Here is a 16,708-nt window from a genome sequence, read left to right as displayed (position 1 = left end):
GTCAGTCGAGGGCCTCCGTCGGCGCTGCGGTCCCGCCCGCCATGGCGAGTCCCAGCGCCCGTTCGTCCGCCTCGTCCTTCGGGTACGTCGCCGTGACCCGGCCCTCGTACATCACGAGGACGCGGTCCGCGAGGCCCCGGATCTCGCTGAGATCGGCGGAGACGAGGAGGACGGCGTGACCGGCGTCGCGGTAGGCGACGATCTGGTCGTGGATGTTCTGGATGGCGCCGATGTCGACCCCGCGCGTGGGCTGCTCGACGAGCAACAGCGGTGCCTCGTGGGCGAGTTCGCGGCCGATCAGCAGCTTCTGCAGATTGCCGCCGGACAGCGCGGACGCGGGTACCTCGGGGGTGGCCGCCTTGATGCCGAACCGCTCGATCAGCCGCCCGGCGTGGGCGCGTACGGCCGCGGGCGGCAGAAGTCCCCTGCTGGACAGGGACGTTCGGTGGTGGCCCATCGCGAGGTTGTCCGCAACGGACGCCGCCGGTGCCGTACCGACCGTGTGCCGGTCCTCCGGGACATAGGCGAGACCCCGCGCACGGCGCTCGGTGGCGGAGACGTGGGTGATGTCCCGGCCCTTGAGCGCGACCCGGCCCGAGGCGACCGGGCGCAGCCCGGCCAGGGCCTCGATCAGCTCGCTCTGGCCGTTGCCCGCGACGCCCGCGATGCCGACGATCTCCCCGGCGTGGACGGTGAGTCCCACTCCGTGGACAGAGTCGGTGGTGAGGTCGCTCACGTCCAGGACCACGTCACCGGGTGTCCCGGGCGCGTGGACACGGTCCAGGTCGACCGAGCGGCCGGTCATCGCGGCCGCGATCTCGTCGGCGGAGGTGTCCGCTGTGACCAGGCGGGCGACCACCCGGCCGTCCCGCAGCACGGTCACGTTGTCGCTGCCTTCGAGGACCTCGCGCAGCTTGTGGGTGACAAGGATCACCGTACGGCCCTGCGCGGCCAGCGACTTGAGGACCGCGAACAGGGCGTCCGCCTCGGCCGGTGTGAGCACGGCGGTCGGCTCGTCGAGGATCAGCGTGCGGGCGCCCCGGTGCAGCAGCTTCAGGATCTCCACCCGCTGCCGCAGCCCGACCGGCAGCTCGCCGACCCGGGCGTCCGGATCGACGGCGAGCCCGTGCTCCGCCGCCAGCTCCCGCACCCGGCAGCGGGCCGAGGCCCGGTCCACCAGGCCGAACCGTCGCGGCTCGGCGGCGTAGACGACGTTCTCGGCGACCGTCAGCGAGTCGAACAGCTTGAAGCTCTGGTGGACCATGCCGAGCCCGGCGGCCATCGCGGCGCTCGGGTCGCCGAAGGACACCTCGCGCCCGTCGATCCGGATCGATCCGGCGTCGGCGCGCTCCATGCCGTAGAGGACCGACATGAGGGTGGACTTGCCCGCGCCGTTCTCGCCCATCAGGGCGTGGATCTCGCCGCGGTGGACGGTCAGGTCGACGGAGTCGTTGGCGAGCGTGCCGGGGAACCGCTTGGTGATGCCCCGGAGCTCGACCGCCGGCTCAACTGGCGGCGGGGTCATCGACCTTGAGCTTTCCGGAGACGATCTGGTCGCGCAGCGCCTCGACCTTCGTGAGGACGTCCTTGTGCTGGGCGATCACGCACTTCGACGAGTCGACGCCCGCCTCAAGGCCGGTGAGGCTGATGCCGCCCTCCTTCAGGCCGTACGACACCGAGGTGCCGGTCCTGCCAGCGAGGACCTGCTCGACGCCCTTCTCCACGGCGACATCCGTCTTCTTGATCACGTTGTCGACGACCGTGCCGGGGGAGGAGACGCACTGGTTCACGTCGACGCCGTACGCGAACGCGCCCTTGGCCTTCGCGGCCTCGAACACGCCGTAGTTGCCGGCCGCCGCCGCTGCCATGATCTGGTCGGTGCCCTTGGCGAGCAGGGAGTTGGCCTGCTCCTTGGCGCGCGCCGAGTCGTCGAACGGGGACTGGCCGCCGACGAAGCGCGTCGACGCGGACGTCTTCGCGGCGACCTTCTCGGCACCGGCCGCGAACGGGTCGCTGTAGCGCCGGAATTGAGGCGTGTCGAGCACGTCCACCGCGCCGACCTTGCCGCTCTTGCTGAGCAACCCGGCCTCGGCGCCCGCGAGATAGACACCCTCGTGCTCACGGAACACGGCGCAGGTGACGTTCTTGAAGGTCTTCGTCGTGCACGCGTCGATCATCAGGAACTGCTGCTGAGGGTGCGCCTTCGCCTGCTGTGCCACGAGGTCCGCGAACTCGAAGCCGACCAGCACGATCACGCTGGGGCCCGCGTCCACGGCGGCCTGCACGTTCTGCTGCTGGGACGCGGTGTCCGTCGACTCGTAGACCTTCTCGGTCCCGTCGTGCGTCTTCGCGGCGGCCTTCACGCCGGTGACGGCGAGCTTCAGGAACTCGTTCTGCCCGACGGCGTCCGGAGTGACCAGCGTGAACGACTTTCCGCTGCCGCCGCTCGCGCTGTCCGAGGCGTCGGTCTTCGCGGCCGCGTTGCAGGCGGTGGCGGCGGTGACCATGAGCGAGGTGGCGGCGACGAGCTGCACGGTACGACGTGATCTGCGGAGCATGGGGACCTTCCGGGGTACGGCAAGGCGCGCTCCGGCGGGAGCGCGTGCGACCAGATGGTGAGACGGGAGGGACGGGGAGTGGACGCGAGAGGGACAGGTCAGCGTCGACAGCAGTCGCTCGCGCAGCGGCCGTGATCGAGGAAACGACGCAGGGTGAACAGCACACGCCCTCCTTCGTCTCGGCCTTCGGGCTGCGGGTGCTGGACTTTAACATTGCTTTTGAGACACCTGCTCGACTGTCTCGAACTGTGGTTCTGGCAGGTCATGTACGGTGTCCGACATCATCGGAACAGCAGGAGTGTCCCGTTATGCCCCAGGAATTGCGTGCCGTCGACTGGACCGGCAGCGGCCTCGCGCTCATCGACCAGACCCTGCTCCCGCAGCGCAACGAGACAGTGGCTGTCCACGATGTGGACACGCTGGTCGACGCGATCCAGCGCCTCGTGGTGCGCGGCGCGCCCGCGATCGGCGCGGCGGGCGCGTACGGCGTGGCGATCGCGCTCATCCAGGGCGAGCGGGAGGGCTGGACGGAGGCCGAGACACGTGCCGCCGTCGCCCGCGTCCGCGAGGCCCGTCCCACCGCGGTCAACCTCATGGTGTGCGTGGACCGGGTCATGACCCGCTTCGACGAGGGGCTGGACGCGGTCCTCGAAGAGGCCACGGCCGTCCAGCGCGAGGACGTCGCCGCCAACCGTGCGATGGGCGCGTCCGGCGCCGACTGGCTGGTCGAAAAGATCGGCGTGGACCGGCCGTTGAGGCTCCTGACGCACTGCAACACGGGCGCGCTGGCCACCGCCGGCTGGGGCACCGCACTCGGCGTCATCCGCGAACTCCACGCGCGTGGACTGGTGGAGGTCGTCTACGCCGACGAGACGCGCCCCCTGCTCCAGGGATCACGCCTCACCGCCTGGGAGTTGGTCCAGGAAGGCATCCCGCACTACGTCCAGGCCGACGGCGCCGCCGCCGGCACCATCCTGCGCGGCGAGGTCGACGCGGCCGTCGTCGGCGCGGACCGCATAGCCGCCAACGGCGACACCGCGAACAAGGTCGGCACGGTGGGCATAGCCCTGGCCTGCGCGGACGCCGGCATCCCGTTCCTGGTGGCGGCCCCCACCACCACGGTCGACCTCTCGACGGAGACCGGCGACGACATCCACATCGAACTCCGGGGCGAGGCCGAGGTGTTGGAGTGGTCGGGAGTGCGCACGGCCCCGGCGGAGTCGCGTGGGCACAACCCCGCGTTCGACGTCACACCGGGCCGCCTGGTGACGGGCCTGGTCACGGAACAGGGCGTGCTGGAAGTGTCGGCGGGTGAACTCCCGGGCGACCGCCTGAAGTAGCGGAAGGGGACCCCCGGAATGCGCGAGCAGGGGTCCCCTCTTCCTTCCGGTCAGCGCTGCGTGAGTTCCAACTCCAGCAACCACTCCACCACTTCGGTGTGGTGCCGCGCCTGACGCGGATCGGCGCCCCACACGTACAGCCCGTGCCCGGCGACGACAACGGCCGGCATCCGAGGATCGCGCGCCGCCTCCAGACGGTCCCCGAGCACCTTCATGTCCTGGCTGTTGGCGATGACCGGCAGGGTCACCTCGACGTCGTGCGCGGGCTGACCTACACCCTTCAGCATCTCGACGTCCTTGAAGACGATCCCGCCCGGCTCCCGGCGTCCCATCGCGACGGACGCCACGGTGTGCACATGGACCACCGCGCCGGCGCCGGTCAACGCGGCGATCCGGGCGTGCAGTTCGGCCTCGGCGGACGGCTTGCCGCCCCGCACGGCCGCGCCGTGTCCGTCCACCAACACCACGTCGGCGGGCGTCAGTTCACCTTTGTCTTGCCCGCTCGCCGTCACGGCCAGCCGCAGCGGCTCCCGGGACAGCACCACGGACAGGTTCCCGGAGGTCCCCCGCATCCAGCCGAAGGAGGCGAAACGGGCGGACTCGGCGGCGAGGACCGCGCCGGCCTCCGTCAGGTCGAGTGCGGTGGCTTCGGTGGTCACGTGGTGCTCCTTGGACTGGTGATGCCGATCTCGTCGAACGTCCCCGCCTCCGCGTGGTCGCCGACGCCCTGCTCGAAATACGGTTCGCCCGGCCGCCGTACGCCCACGGCGTGCCACCCCGCGGCCACGGCCGCGTCGAGTTCGCCGGGCCGGTCGGAGAGGAAGAGCAGCCGGGACGGCTCGACGCCGGTCGCCTCCGCGATACGGCGGTACGACTCCGGCTCCTGCTTGGGGCCGGCGTTCTCGGTGTCGTAGAGACCGGAGACCAGCGGCAGGAGGTCGCCCTCCGGGCTCGACGTGAACCACGCGCGCTGCGCGGCGACCGAGCCGGACGAGTAGACGTACAGCCGCAGGCCCGACGCGTGCCAGGCGCGCAGGGCCGGTACGACGTCGTCGTAGAAGTGCGAGACGAGGTCGCCGCGGGCGAAGCCCTCGGACCAGATGATGCCCTGGAGGGTCTTGAGCGGGGTGGCCTTGCGGTCCTCGTCGAGCCAGGCATTGAGCGTCTTCTCGATCTGTACGGCGTCGGCGTCCGGGTCGCCCGTCAGCTCGCGGACCTGTGCGATCGCCCGGGCCACGGCCGGATTGCCGGCCCGCTCGGAGAGCAGCGCGGCGAAGCGCGAGCGGGAGTACGGGTAGAGGACGTCGACGACGAATCCCGTGGCGCTCGTGGTGCCCTCGATGTCGAGCACGACGGCGTCCACGGCGAACCGCGAGGTCACGCGGCGGCCTTGTCCCGCTGGTAGCCCGCGTCGATCGTGTCGTAGTCGGGGAAGCGCGAGGCGATGGTCGAGCCGGTGAAGTTGCCGACCCAGCCGTCCTCCTCGTGGAAGAAGCGGATCGCGGTGAAGGCGGGCCTGGTGCCCATGTCGAACCAGTGGGTGGTGCCGCGCGGCACGCCCAGCAGGTCGCCCTTCTCGCAGTAGACGGCGTGCACTTCGCCGTTCACGTGCAGGTAGAAGATGCCGGAGCCGGAGACGAAGAAGCGGACCTCGTCATCGTCGTCGTGCGTGTGCTCCTGGAGGAACTTCGCGCGGGCGCCGGCCGCCTTCGCCGGGTACTCGGGGTCGTCGCTGGGGTGCAGGCCGAGCACGTCGACGGTGGTGAAGCCCTCTTCGGCGTTGAGCTTGTCGATCTCCGGGCCGTACGCGGCGAACACGGTGTCGCTGTCGGCGTCGGCCGGGACGTCCTCACGGATCGGCCACTGCTCGTAGCGCACGCCGATCGGGGCGAGCGCGGCGGCGATCTCGACGGGGTCGGCGGTACGGCGCACGAGGGTCTCGGGGCCGGACTCGGACCAGGTGGTGAGCAGCGTCATGAGAACTCCGAAAACTGGGCGGGATGTCCGGATGCTGGGACGAGCGCCCGGACCGGTGAGGGAGGCGCAGGGGCACAGCGGGACCCGTCGTACCGGGTCGGGCCGGTTATGTGATGGTAACCGCCGTCGGTCGAGGGGTCGGATGTGACGTAGTCGTTGTCTCACGTGGTGAGAAACCGCTTCCATTCCTTTGACCAATGGCCGAAATCGTTCTCATGATCTCCCTATGAAGACGCTGCTGCTCGTGCGGCGGCTGTACGTGGACTTGCTCCGGTCGACCACAGCCAGCTGTCGCTGACCACCTCCGGAGCCATCGGCACGCCCCGCATCGCGGGCCGTCCGCCGCCCGTCCCACCGTCCCGCGCGGTGGCGCACCCCTCGTGCGACGGCGCGTTTTCGCCCCCGGCTCCGGGTGAGCACTCCGTCCTTCTCCCCGCTCGCTCTCATCTCGGCAGTACCCCGCACCAGGAGCCCCTCATGTCCCGTACCCGCGTCCCCCTCGCCGCGCTCTCGCTGGCCTCCGTCTCCGCCCTTCTGCTGGCGGGCTGCTCGCAGTCCACGGACGCCTCGAAGAGCGGCGACACCACCGCGGCCTCGGCCTCGGCGGCCACGGGCAAGAAGCCGGCCCCCTTCAGCAAGGGCACCGTCAAGGTGGCGCTGGTGCGGCAGAGCGGCGCGGGCGACTACTTCGAGCAGTGGGGCAACGGCGCGAAGGCACAGGCCAAGGCCCTCGGTATCGACCTGACGGTGTACGACGCGCAGGCCGACAACGCCAAGCAGGCCACCGACCTGTCCTCGGCGATCAACTCCGGCGCACAGGCGATCATCGTCGACCACGGCTTCCCCTCGACGATCCAGCCCGAGATCGACCAGGCCGTGAAGAAGGGCATCAAGGTCGTCGTCTACGACGTCGACCAGACCAACAAGTCCGTGGTCAGCACCGAGCAGGACGACGCCAGCATGGCGAAGGCCGTCCTCGACGTGATGGCCGGGACCGTCGGCAAGAACGCCAACGTCGGCTACGTCAACGTGGCCGGCTACGCGGCCCTAGACAAGCGCAACTCCGTCTGGAAGACCGCGGTCGACGCCAACGGCTGGAAGCAGCAGTTCAAGGTCGGCAAGGTCACCGACTCCACGGCCACCGACAACGTGCCGCTGGTCTCCGCCGCCCTCACCCAGCACTCCGACGTGGTGGGCGTGTTCGCCCCCTACGACGAGCTGGCCAAGGGCACCGTCCTCGCCGTGCAGAACAAGAAGTTGCAGAGCAAGGTGAAGGTCTTCGGGGCTGACGTCTCCAACGCCGACATCCAGAACATGACCGCGAAGGACAGCCCATGGGTCGCCACCGCGGGCACCGACCCCTCGGCGGTCGGCGCCGCGGTCGTCCGCACGACCGCCCTTGAGCTGGCGGGCAGCCTGAACAAGACCTCGGTCGACTTCCCGGCCGTCGCCATCACCCAGGACTTCCTGCGCAAGAACAAGATCGAGAACATGGACCAGCTGCGCGCGGCCCTGCCCGCCCTGAACCTCTCCAAGGTGAGCACCGCGGACTGGATCCCCAATGTCGCCCACTGACAAGGCGGTTGACGTCACGGCCGCCGACGCCGCGGTCTCACTCCGCGACGTCAGCATGGCCTTCGGCGGCAAGACGGTACTGGCCTCCGTCTCCCTCGACATCGCACCGGGCAGCGTGGTCGCGCTGCTCGGCGCGAACGGCGCGGGCAAGTCCACACTGATCAAGATCCTGTCGGGCGTGCACACCGGCCACGGCGGGGAGGTGCGGGTCGCCGGGGAGCCCGCAGCGCTCCAGTCGCCGCTCGCCGCCCGGCAGTTGGGCATCCAGACCGTCCACCAGCGGATCGGCGAGGGCATCGTGCCCGGCCTCACCGTCGCCGAGAACCTGGTCTTCGAGGAGCTGGCCCAGCGCCGCGGCAACCCGTTCCTCAACGGCCGCCGCATGCTGGCCCGCGCCCGCGAGATCCAGGCCGCGCTCGGACTCGGCTGGAGCGACGCCGTGTTGCGCCGGGACGTCACCGAACTGGGCATCTCCGACCGCCAGTTGCTCATCCTGGCCCGCGCGCTCGCCACCCGCCCCCGGCTGCTCATCCTCGACGAACCCACCTCGGCACTCTCCGCCGCCGAGGCCGAGCGGCTCTTCGCCCTCGTCGAGAGGATGCGCGACGAGGGCATCGCCGTCCTCTACGTCTCCCACCGCCTCGGCGAGATCGACGCGCTCGCCGACCGGCTGGTCGTCCTGCGGGACGGCGGTCTCACCGACGACCAGGTCAAGCCCTTCGACTGGGACAGCGCCCTGCGCGCGATGCTCGCCCAGGCCCACGAGGCGACCAGCGCCCGCCCGCAGCGCGGCGCCGACCATGGAGACGTCGTCCTCGGCCTGCGCGGCGTCCACCTCTTCGACGGCCGCGCGCCCCTCGACCTGGACCTGCGCGCCGGTGACGTCACGGGCGTCGTGGGCCTGTTGGGCGCGGGCAAGACCGAACTGGCCCGCGGTCTCTTCGGTGCCGAGCCCTTCACCAGCGGCACGGTCGAACTCGACGGCGAGCGGTACGCGCCCCGCCGTCCGTCCGACGCGATCCGCGCCGGTGTCCACCTCGTCCCCGAGGACCGGCACACCGACGCGCTCGTCCCCGGCTGGTCGGTGGCGCAGAACATCTCGCTGCCGTTCCTCAGGTCGCTGTCCCGGGCCGGGCTCGTGAACACCGGGCGGGAGGACGCACTCGGCCGCGAGACCATCGACGCGCTCGGGGTCGTCGCCCGCGACGAGCACAGCACGGTCGAGGAACTCTCCGGCGGCAACCAGCAGAAGGTGGTCGTCGGCCGCTGGCTCGCCGAGACCCCACGTGTCCTCATCCTGGACGAGCCGTTCCGTGGCGTGGACATCGGCGCGCGGCGCGACATCGGGCGCCGGGCGCGTGCGCTGGCCGCCGAGGGCGCCGCCGTCCTCGTGCTCTCCGCCGACGTGGACGAGGTCCTGGAGATCGCCGACCGGGTCGTCGTGCTGGCGGCCGGCGAGATCCACCTCGACGCGTACGGCGAGGACGCGGAACGCGACCGCGTGATCCAGACCATCTCGGCGTCCGTGTGATGCCCGCCCCGCACGAAGCCGCACACGAAGCCACGGCAGGAAGTACGCCATGACCACCACCCAGAGCACCGAGGTCCCCACGAAGCCGGTGACCGGCCCCGCGGACGGCCTCGGCCCGCGCGTCCAGAACGCCGTCATCAAGTACGGCTTCATCTTCGTCACGGTCGCGCTCTTCCTGTACTTCGCGCTGAGCGAGGGCTCCTTCCGGGAATCGGCGACGATGCTCGACACCCTGCGGTACGTCTCCGTCGCCGCGATCCTCGGCCTCGGCGTCACCCTCACCATGGCCGTCGGCGGCATGGACATGTCCGTCGGCGCGGTCGCCGGGCTCGGGGTCACCGTCGCCGCGAAGACGATGGTGACGTACAACCAGGTCGGCACGGTCGCGATCCTCGCCGTGATCGCCGCCGGCGCCCTGGTCGGACTGCTGAACGCGGTGCTCATCGTGGTGCTGAAGATCCCGGACATGCTCGCCACCCTGGGCATGCTGTTCGTCGTCCAGGGCACCAAACTCGTCCTCGTCGACGGCCAGTCCATCTCCGCCGGCATGACCGAGTCCGACGGCTCCACAGCCCCCGGCAAGTTCACCGACGGCTTCCTGCGCATCGACCGCGGCACGCTCCTCGGCATCCCCATCTCCGTGCTGATCTTCGGCGCGCTGACGGTGATCGCCTGGGTCTTCCTGGCCCGCACCCGCTGGGGCCGCGTCCTGTACGCCATCGGCGCCAACCCCGAGGCCTCCCGCCTCGCGGGCATCCGCGTCGGCGCGTACCGGGCCCTCGCCTACGTCCTCTCCGGCGTCCTCGCCTCCATCGGCGGCCTGATCCTGGCGTCCCGGATCGGCCAGGGCGACGTGTCCGCCGGTACGTCCCAGCTGCTGGAGGCGGTGGCCGTGGCCCTCGTCGGCACCTCGGTGCTCGGCCGGGGCCGCCCCAACGTCTGGGGCACGGCCCTCGGCGCGGTGCTGATCGGCATCATCACCACCGGCCTGACCATCAAGGGCCTGCCGTACTACACCCAGGACGTCGTCGAGGGCGCGGTCCTCATCCTCGCCCTGGTCTTCAGCTTCACCCTGTCCAAGCGCCGCACCGCATAAGGAAGTTCGAGGAGTTCGTACGATGGGCTACCGCATCCTGGAGACCGACGACATCCCCGGCTACCTGCACGAGCGCGGCCACTGGGCGGACGTGACCGACATCCACGTCCGCGAGGTGTCGGACGGCAACATGAACCGGGTCTTCCTCGCCTCCTCCGCCGACGGCACCCGCAGCCTCGCCGTCAAGCAGGCGCTGCCCTGGGTACGGGTCGCCGGACCCTCCTGGCCGATGAGCCCCGAGCGCGCCGACGCGGAGGCCCGGGCGTACGAGCAGGTCGCACGGGTCGCCCCCGACAAGATCCCGGCGATCCTCGGCTACGACAGCGACAACTACGCCCTCGTCATGGAGGACATGTCCGACCTGGAGGTCCTGCGCACGGTCCTCAACGAGGGCGCGCCCTACGGCCCGGACACCTCGGCGCGGATCGGCGAGTTCGTCGCCCAACTCGCCTTCGCGACCAGCGACTTCGGCATGCCGTCGGCCGAGCGCAAGGTGCTGATCGCGACCTCGGTGAGTCCCGAGCTGTGCAAGATCACCGAGGACGTGGTGCTGTCCGAGCCGTACATCGAGCACGAACACAACCACTGGCTCCCGGAGTTGACGGACCTGGCCGCCGCCTTCCGTGCCGACGCCCGCCTGCGCACGGAGGTCGCGGACCTCCGGTACACGTTCATGACCAGCGCGCAGGCCCTCCTCCACGGCGACCTGCACACCGGCAGCGTCATGGTCGGCGAACGCGAAGGCGCCCCGGTGGTACGGGTCTTCGACCCCGAGTTCTCCTTCGTCGGCCCGATCGGCTACGACCTCGGCCTGTACTGGGCCAACGTCCTCGTGTCGGAGCAACGGGCCCGCGAACTGGGCACGCTGTCCGACCACGCCGACCAACTCGCCCTCTCCTGGCAGGCGTTCGAGACCGAGTTCCGCCGCCTCTGGCCGACCCGCGTCGACACCTTCTTCGACGACGCCTACCTCGACCGCTTCCTCACCCACGTCTGGACCGACTCCGTCGGCTACGCCGGCACGGAGACCGTCCGCCGCATCATCGGCTTCGCCCACCTGACCGACCTGACGACGCTGCCGGACCCGGTACCGGCCTCCCGGCGCACGCTGCTCCTGGGGCGCGAACTGATCGTGCGGCGGCGGGAGTTGGCGTCGCCGAAGGACATCGGGGCGCTGGTGGCCGACGGGCTGCGTGGCTGAGCTGCGGGAGACCCACCCGCGACCGCGCATCCAACCGCCGGGGAAGAACCCCCGGCCGGATACGCCAAGGGGCGGCCCCCTCAGCGGGGAGCCGCCCCTTGCCACACCGTGGCGAGAGCCGTCGTGGCGACCGTCGTCGTAGGCGTACCGGCTACTTCTTGTCGAGCAGGTCCTGGACCTTCGCCCGGACCTCGTCCGTGGCCAGGCCGCGGATGGTCAGGGTGGTGCGGCGGCGCAGGACGTCGTCCTGGGTCTCGGCCCACTCGTGGTCGCGGGCGTAGACGACCTGGGCCCAGATCTCGGGGGCGTCGGGGTGGACGCGCCGGCCCAACTCCGGGTTCTCGTTGGCGAGTCGGGCGATGTCGAAGGCCAGGGAGCCGTAATGCGTGGCCAGGTGCTTCGCCGTGTCGGCGGCCATGCGCGGGCCCGGCGCCGGGTTGTCGACCAGGAGGCGGTGGGCGACCGCGCGCGGGTTGGCGACGCCCGGCAGCGGGAGCTTCTTCGGGAGGGAGGAGATCGGCTCGAAGTCCTCGCCGAGCGGACGGCCCGGAAGGGCTTCCAGCTTCTGCATGACCGTACGGCCGATGTGCCGGAACGTCGTCCACTTGCCGCCCGCGACGGACAGCATGCCGCCCTTGCCCTCGGTCACCACCGTCTCCCGCTTCGCCTTCGCGGTGTCGCCGGGACCGCCCGGCAGCACGCGGAGGCCGGCGAAGGAGTACGTGATCAGGTCACGGGAGAGCTGCTGGTCGCGGACCGAGAACGCGGCCTCGTCCAGGATCTGGGATATGTCCTTCTCGGTGACCGAGACGTCCGCGGGGTCGCCCTCGAACTCCTCGTCGGTCGTGCCGAGCAGCAGCATGTCCTCCCAGGGGAGGGCGAAGGTGATGCGGTACTTGTCGATGGGGGTGGCGAGAGCGGCCTTCCACGGGGAGGTGCGCTTCAGGACCAGGTGCGCGCCCTTCGACAGGCGGATGGACGGCGCCGCGTTCGGGTCCTCCATCCTGCGCAGGTGGTCGACCCACGGACCGGTCGCGTTGAGCACCAGACGGGCGCTCACGCCGAACTCGTCGCCGGAGATGGTGTCGCGCAGCTCCGCGCCGGTCACCCGGCCCTGGGTGAAGCGCAGGCCGGTGACCTCGGCGTGGTTGAGGACGGCCGCGCCCGCCTCGACGGCCGCGCGGACCGTCATCAGCGCCATGCGGGCGTCGTTCATCTGGTCGTCGCCGTAGACGGCCACGGCCTTGAGGTTCTGGGTGCGCAGCTCGGGCACGTCCTGCGCCGCCTTCGCGGGGGACAGGAGGTGACCGACGCCGTCGCCGAACGCGGAGAGCGCGGAGTAGGCGAACACGCCCGCCCCGAGCTTCGCCGCACCGTGCGGACCGCCCTTGTACACGGGCAGGTAGAACGTCAGCGGGTTCGCCAGGTGGGGAGCCACCTGGCGGGAGACCGCGCGGCGTTCGAAGTGGTTCTCCGCCACCAGCTTCACCGCGCCGGTTTGAAGATAGCGCAGACCGCCGTGGAGCAGCTTGGAGGAGGCGGAAGAGGTGGCACCGGCGAAGTCGCCGGCGTCGACCAGGGCCACCCGCAGCCCGGACTGCGCGGCGTGCCAGGCGGTGGAGATGCCCAGGATGCCGCCGCCGATGACGAGGAGGTCGTACGTCGCCTTGGAGAGCTGCTCCCGGGTCTCGGCCCGGCTCGGGTTCGAGCCGGAGGCCGGGTGCGTACCGAGGGCAGGTACGGACTGCAGGGTGGACTGACTGGTCATGTGGGGTTCTTACTCCTCGTCCTCGAGCCAGCCCATGGTCCGCTCGACGGCCTTGAGCCAGCTCTTGTACTCACGGTCGCGCTTCGCCGCGTCCATGTTGGGGGTCCACTCGGCGGCCCGGCGCCAGTTGGCGCGCAGGTCGTCGGTGTTGGTCCAGAAGCCGACGGCGAGGCCGGCGGCGTAGGCGGCACCGAGGCAGGTGGTCTCGGCGACCATCGGGCGCACCACGGGGGCGTCCAGGAAGTCGGCAAGGGTCTGCATCAGCAGGTTGTTGGAGGTCATGCCGCCGTCGACCTTCAGCGCGGTCAGCTCGACGCCGGAGTCCTTCGTCATGGCGTCCGTGATCTCACGGGTCTGCCAGGCGGTGGCCTCCAGGACGGCACGCGCGAGGTGCGCCTTGGTGACGTACCGGGTCAGACCGGCGATCACACCGCGGGCGTCGGAGCGCCAGTACGGGGCGAACAGTCCGGAGAAGGCCGGCACGAAGTAGGCGCCGCCGTTGTCCTCGACCGAGAGCGCGAGGGTCTCGATCTCGGCGGCGGTGGAGATCAGGCCCATCTGGTCGCGCATCCACTGCACCAGCGAACCGGTGACGGCGATCGAGCCCTCCAGGGCGTAGACCGGCGCTTCGTCGCCGATCCGGTAGCCGACCGTGGTCAGCAGGCCCGAGTAGGAGTTGATGATCTTCTCGCCGGTGTTCATCAGCATGAAGGTGCCGGTGCCGTACGTGGACTTGGCCTCGCCCTCGGCGAAACAGGTCTGGCCGAACAGGGCCGCCTGCTGGTCGCCGAGCGCGGAGGCGACCGGGATGCCGCCGAGCAGGTCGCCGAGGCGCCCGCCGGTGACCTCGCCGTAGACCTCGGCGGAGGAGCGGATCTCCGGGAGCATGTTCATCGGGACGCCGATGGACTCGGCGATCTTCTCGTCCCACGCCAGGGTGTGCAGGTTCATCAGCATGGTGCGGGAGGCGTTGGTGACGTCGGTGTAGTGCTTGCCGCCGTTCACACCGCCCGTCAGGTTCCAGATGACCCAGCTGTCCATGGTGCCGAAGAGGATGTCGCCCGCCTCGGCGCGCTCGCGCAGGCCGTCGACGTTGTCGAGCAGCCAGCGGGCCTTGGGTCCGGCGAAGTACGAGGCGAGGGGGAGGCCCGTCTCGCGGCGGAAGCGGTCCTGGCCGACGTTGCGCCCCAGCTCCTTGCAGAGCGCGTCGGTGCGGGTGTCCTGCCAGACGATGGCGTTGTGGACGGGCTCACCGGTGTTCTTGTCCCACAGCAGCGTGGTCTCACGCTGGTTGGTGATGCCGATGGCCTTGATGTCGTCGCGGGTGATGCCCGCCTTCTCGATGGCGGAGGCGACGACTTCCTGGACGTTGGTCCAGATCTCGGTGGCGTTGTGCTCGACCCAGCCCGGCTTCGGGAAGATCTGCTCGTGCTCCTTCTGGTCGACGGAGACGATACGGCCGTCCCGGTCGAAGACGATGCAACGGCTGGAGGTCGTGCCCTGGTCGATGGCCGCGATGAACGGTCCGGCGGTGTGCGCGTCGGTCACTGTGTGCTCCTGAGGGGTTCCGTGATCATGAGGACTGGTTCTACAGCTGCTTCAGTGCTCGGATTACCGGTTCTCGTCCGGTTCTAAGCAAAGGCGACGTGGTAGATGCCCGCAGCGATCGCGCCGCCGATCAGCGGACCGACGACCGGGATCCAGGCGTAGCTCCAGTCGGAGCCTCCCTTGTTGGGCAGGGGGAGCAGGGCGTGCACGATGCGCGGTCCGAGGTCACGGGCCGGGTTGATCGCGTAGCCGGTCGGACCACCGAGGGAGAGACCGATCGCGACCACGACGAAGGCCGTGATCAGGCCGCCGAGGACGCCGAGGCCGTTGCCCTTGTCGTTGAGGCCCTGGGTGAGGACGGCGAGGAGCAGCACGATGGTGCCGATGATCTCCGTGGCGAGGTTCTGCCAGACGTTCCGGATCTCCGGGCCCGTGGAGAAGATGCCCAGGACCGGGCCCGCGCCCTTCTCCTCTGCCTCGACGGCCTTGGCCGTCGGCTCGCCGACGATCTCCTTGTCGGTGAGGTGGGCCTGGAACTGTCCGTAGTAGGCCACCCAGACGAGCGTCGCGCCGATCATGGCGCCGAGCAGCTGCCCGGCCCAATAGATCGGGACGTTCTTCCAACCGCCGTTCTCGATCGCCAGGGCGAGGGTCACGGCCGGGTTGAGGTGGGCTCCGGAGAGCGGACCCGAGATGTAGACGGCCGTCATGACGGCGAAACCCCACCCGAAGGCGATGGCGAGCCAGCCGGCGGCACGGGCCTTGGAGGCCTTCAGCGTGACGGCGGCGCAGACGCCACCGCCCAGCAGGATGAGTATGGCGGTACCTATGGTCTCGCCGATGAAGATGTCGGAGCTGGACACCCGCGACTCCTTTGTCCTTCGTCCAGGGAAGCCGAACCCCGGGTCCCGCCGGGGGTTCGTGCGCCCTCGGGGGTGAGAGCGATGCCGGCCTTTGGCGTTGCCACACTCTAGCGCGTATTGCCGGTAGGTGTTCGACAATGCCGACCGATGGACGGGAGTCTTGCCCCGGGGTTACAGGCGCGTCAAGAGTGCTGTTATCGAAAACACGATCGTTATTGATTGCTGTGGGCTATCGATCTCACGGTCGACGCGGACGGCGATCAAGTGGACACCGTGTGTGGTGATTTGGCGTTTTGGCCGACTTTGTCTTTCAGAGTACGACTGATACCGGAACGTCCGCATGACGTCCCGGTGAGATCCCGCTGTGAATCCGCTGAGCTCAGAACCGTCCGGCGCCGAGATCCCGCGACACGGCGCGGGCGCAGTCCCGTACCGCGGCGATCAGATCGGGGCGCAGCTCGCCCTCCCGGCACAGCCGCTCGACGGCGCCGGTGATCCCGACCGCGCCGACCGGCATGCGCCGCCGGTCGTGGATGGGCGCGGCGATGGACGCGACGCCCTCCCAGGTCTCCTCGACGTCGGCCGCGTACCCACGCGCGCGGGTCACGTCGAGGATGTGCTCGAAGTCGGCCAGGGCGGACACCGTACGGTCGGTGAAGGGCTTGCGGTCGGCCTCCAGGGCCTCGCTGTGCGCGACCGGGTCGTAGGCCGACAGGACCTTGCCCAGGGCCGTGGAGTGCAGCGGCTGCATGGCGCCGATCTCCAGGACCTGCCGGCTGTCGTCGGGCCGGAAGACGTGGTGCACGATCAGGACGCCCTGCTGGTGCAGCACTCCCAGGTGCACGCTCTCGCCGCTGGAGCGGGCCAGGTCGTCCGTCCACACCAGGGCGCGGGCCCGCAGTTCGTGGACGTCGAGATAGGTGGTGCCCAGGCGCAGCAGTTCGGCGCCGAGCTGGTAGCGCCCGGAGGCGTCGTCCTGCTCGACGAAGCCCTCCTGCTGGAGGGTGCGCAGGATGCCGTGGGCCGTGCCCTTGGCGAGACCGAGCGACGAGGCGATGTCCGAGAGGCCGAGCCGTCGCTCGCCGCCCGCGAGCAGGCGCAGCATCGCGGCCGCCCGTTCGAGCGACTGGATGTTCCGTGCCATCGCCGTACTGCCTCCGTCCCGTTCGACCGTCGACGCGCGACGTCGCTGCCGCCGTTCGGCAATGTCGAACACTACCGGTCGTTGCCGACCTCCCGCTAACGGTCGGT

The 16,708-nt window shown here is 70.2% G+C and carries 14 protein-coding genes; 5 read left to right on the top strand and 9 right to left on the bottom strand.

From position 1 onward, the window contains the following. Window position 1 precedes the first annotated feature (1 nt). The gene (locus ACIRB1_RS19650; RefSeq protein ID WP_403466368.1) at window positions 2-1,525 is read right to left on the bottom strand and encodes an ABC transporter ATP-binding protein; all 1,524 of its coding nucleotides are present in this window, start codon (window positions 1,523-1,525) and stop codon (window positions 2-4) included. Further along, window positions 1,506-2,558, bottom strand: coding sequence for a BMP family ABC transporter substrate-binding protein (locus ACIRB1_RS19645; RefSeq protein WP_403466367.1), 1,053 nt, complete (start codon window positions 2,556-2,558; stop codon window positions 1,506-1,508). Before ACIRB1_RS19645 ends, ACIRB1_RS19650 begins: the two co-directional genes overlap by 20 nt. A 308-nt stretch (window positions 2,559-2,866) precedes the next feature. On the opposite strand from ACIRB1_RS19645, the gene mtnA reads away from it, so the two are divergent. Beyond that, on the top strand, window positions 2,867-3,898 hold the full coding sequence (mtnA, locus tag ACIRB1_RS19640) for an S-methyl-5-thioribose-1-phosphate isomerase (protein ID WP_352180271.1): 1,032 nt from the start codon (window positions 2,867-2,869) through the stop codon (window positions 3,896-3,898). A 50-nt stretch (window positions 3,899-3,948) separates the two neighbouring features. On the opposite strand, the gene mtnB is transcribed toward mtnA, so the two are convergent. Genes mtnB through ACIRB1_RS19625 form a run of 3 tightly spaced genes read right to left on the bottom strand, consistent with a single transcriptional unit; the run spans window position 3,949 to window position 5,875 of the window. After that, on the bottom strand, window positions 3,949-4,557 hold the full coding sequence (gene mtnB / locus ACIRB1_RS19635) for a methylthioribulose 1-phosphate dehydratase (RefSeq protein ID WP_403466366.1): 609 nt from the start codon (window positions 4,555-4,557) through the stop codon (window positions 3,949-3,951). Then, window positions 4,554-5,279 (bottom strand): acireductone synthase, encoded by a 726-nt coding sequence (mtnC, locus tag ACIRB1_RS19630; protein WP_403466365.1) that lies wholly within the window; start codon window positions 5,277-5,279, stop codon window positions 4,554-4,556. The genes mtnB and mtnC overlap by 4 nt, the downstream gene beginning before the upstream one ends. Next, window positions 5,276-5,875: a 1,2-dihydroxy-3-keto-5-methylthiopentene dioxygenase gene (locus ACIRB1_RS19625; protein ID WP_403466364.1), complete on the bottom strand. Its 600-nt coding sequence runs from the start codon at window positions 5,873-5,875 to the stop codon at window positions 5,276-5,278. Before ACIRB1_RS19625 ends, mtnC begins: the two co-directional genes overlap by 4 nt. 477 nt (window positions 5,876-6,352) lie before the next feature. On the opposite strand from ACIRB1_RS19625, the gene ACIRB1_RS19620 reads away from it, so the two are divergent. From ACIRB1_RS19620 to mtnK, 4 genes are read left to right on the top strand one after another with little or no spacing between them, the layout of a single operon-like run. After that, window positions 6,353-7,450, top strand: a complete 1,098-nt coding sequence (locus ACIRB1_RS19620; protein WP_352180275.1) for a substrate-binding domain-containing protein — start codon at window positions 6,353-6,355, stop codon at window positions 7,448-7,450. Next, entirely contained in the window at window positions 7,437-8,981 is a 1,545-nt protein-coding gene (locus tag ACIRB1_RS19615; protein ID WP_403466363.1) for a sugar ABC transporter ATP-binding protein, read from the top strand. Before ACIRB1_RS19620 ends, ACIRB1_RS19615 begins: the two co-directional genes overlap by 14 nt. A 49-nt stretch (window positions 8,982-9,030) precedes the next feature. Next, complete coding sequence (locus tag ACIRB1_RS19610) at window positions 9,031-10,077, top strand: ABC transporter permease (RefSeq protein ID WP_352180277.1); 1,047 nt, start codon at window positions 9,031-9,033, stop codon at window positions 10,075-10,077. Between the two features lie 22 nt (window positions 10,078-10,099). Next, window positions 10,100-11,278 carry an S-methyl-5-thioribose kinase gene (gene mtnK, locus ACIRB1_RS19605; protein WP_352180278.1) on the top strand — a complete coding sequence of 393 codons (1,179 nt, stop codon included), beginning with the start codon at window positions 10,100-10,102 and terminating at the stop codon, window positions 11,276-11,278. Between the two features lie 151 nt (window positions 11,279-11,429). Here the strand turns inward: mtnK and ACIRB1_RS19600 are convergent, their stop codons facing one another. From ACIRB1_RS19600 to ACIRB1_RS19585, 4 genes are all read right to left on the bottom strand, one after another. After that, window positions 11,430-13,046 (bottom strand): glycerol-3-phosphate dehydrogenase/oxidase, encoded by a 1,617-nt coding sequence (locus tag ACIRB1_RS19600; RefSeq protein WP_352180279.1) that lies wholly within the window; start codon window positions 13,044-13,046, stop codon window positions 11,430-11,432. A gap of 9 nt (window positions 13,047-13,055) precedes the next feature. Next, window positions 13,056-14,594: a glycerol kinase GlpK gene (gene glpK, locus ACIRB1_RS19595; RefSeq protein WP_403466362.1), complete on the bottom strand. Its 1,539-nt coding sequence runs from the start codon at window positions 14,592-14,594 to the stop codon at window positions 13,056-13,058. An 83-nt stretch (window positions 14,595-14,677) separates the two neighbouring features. Next, entirely contained in the window at window positions 14,678-15,457 is a 780-nt protein-coding gene (locus tag ACIRB1_RS19590) for an MIP/aquaporin family protein (protein ID WP_352180281.1), read from the bottom strand. A gap of 379 nt (window positions 15,458-15,836) precedes the next feature. Next, window positions 15,837-16,601: an IclR family transcriptional regulator gene (locus ACIRB1_RS19585; RefSeq protein ID WP_352180282.1), complete on the bottom strand. Its 765-nt coding sequence runs from the start codon at window positions 16,599-16,601 to the stop codon at window positions 15,837-15,839. Between the last annotated feature and the right edge of the window lie 107 nt (window positions 16,602-16,708).

Source organism: Streptomyces sp. NPDC096013, assembly GCF_044763565.1.
GTDB lineage: Bacteria > Actinomycetota > Actinomycetes > Streptomycetales > Streptomycetaceae > Streptomyces.
Note: the sequence above shows the minus strand (reverse complement) of the source record. Positions and strands in the feature narration are given on the sequence as shown.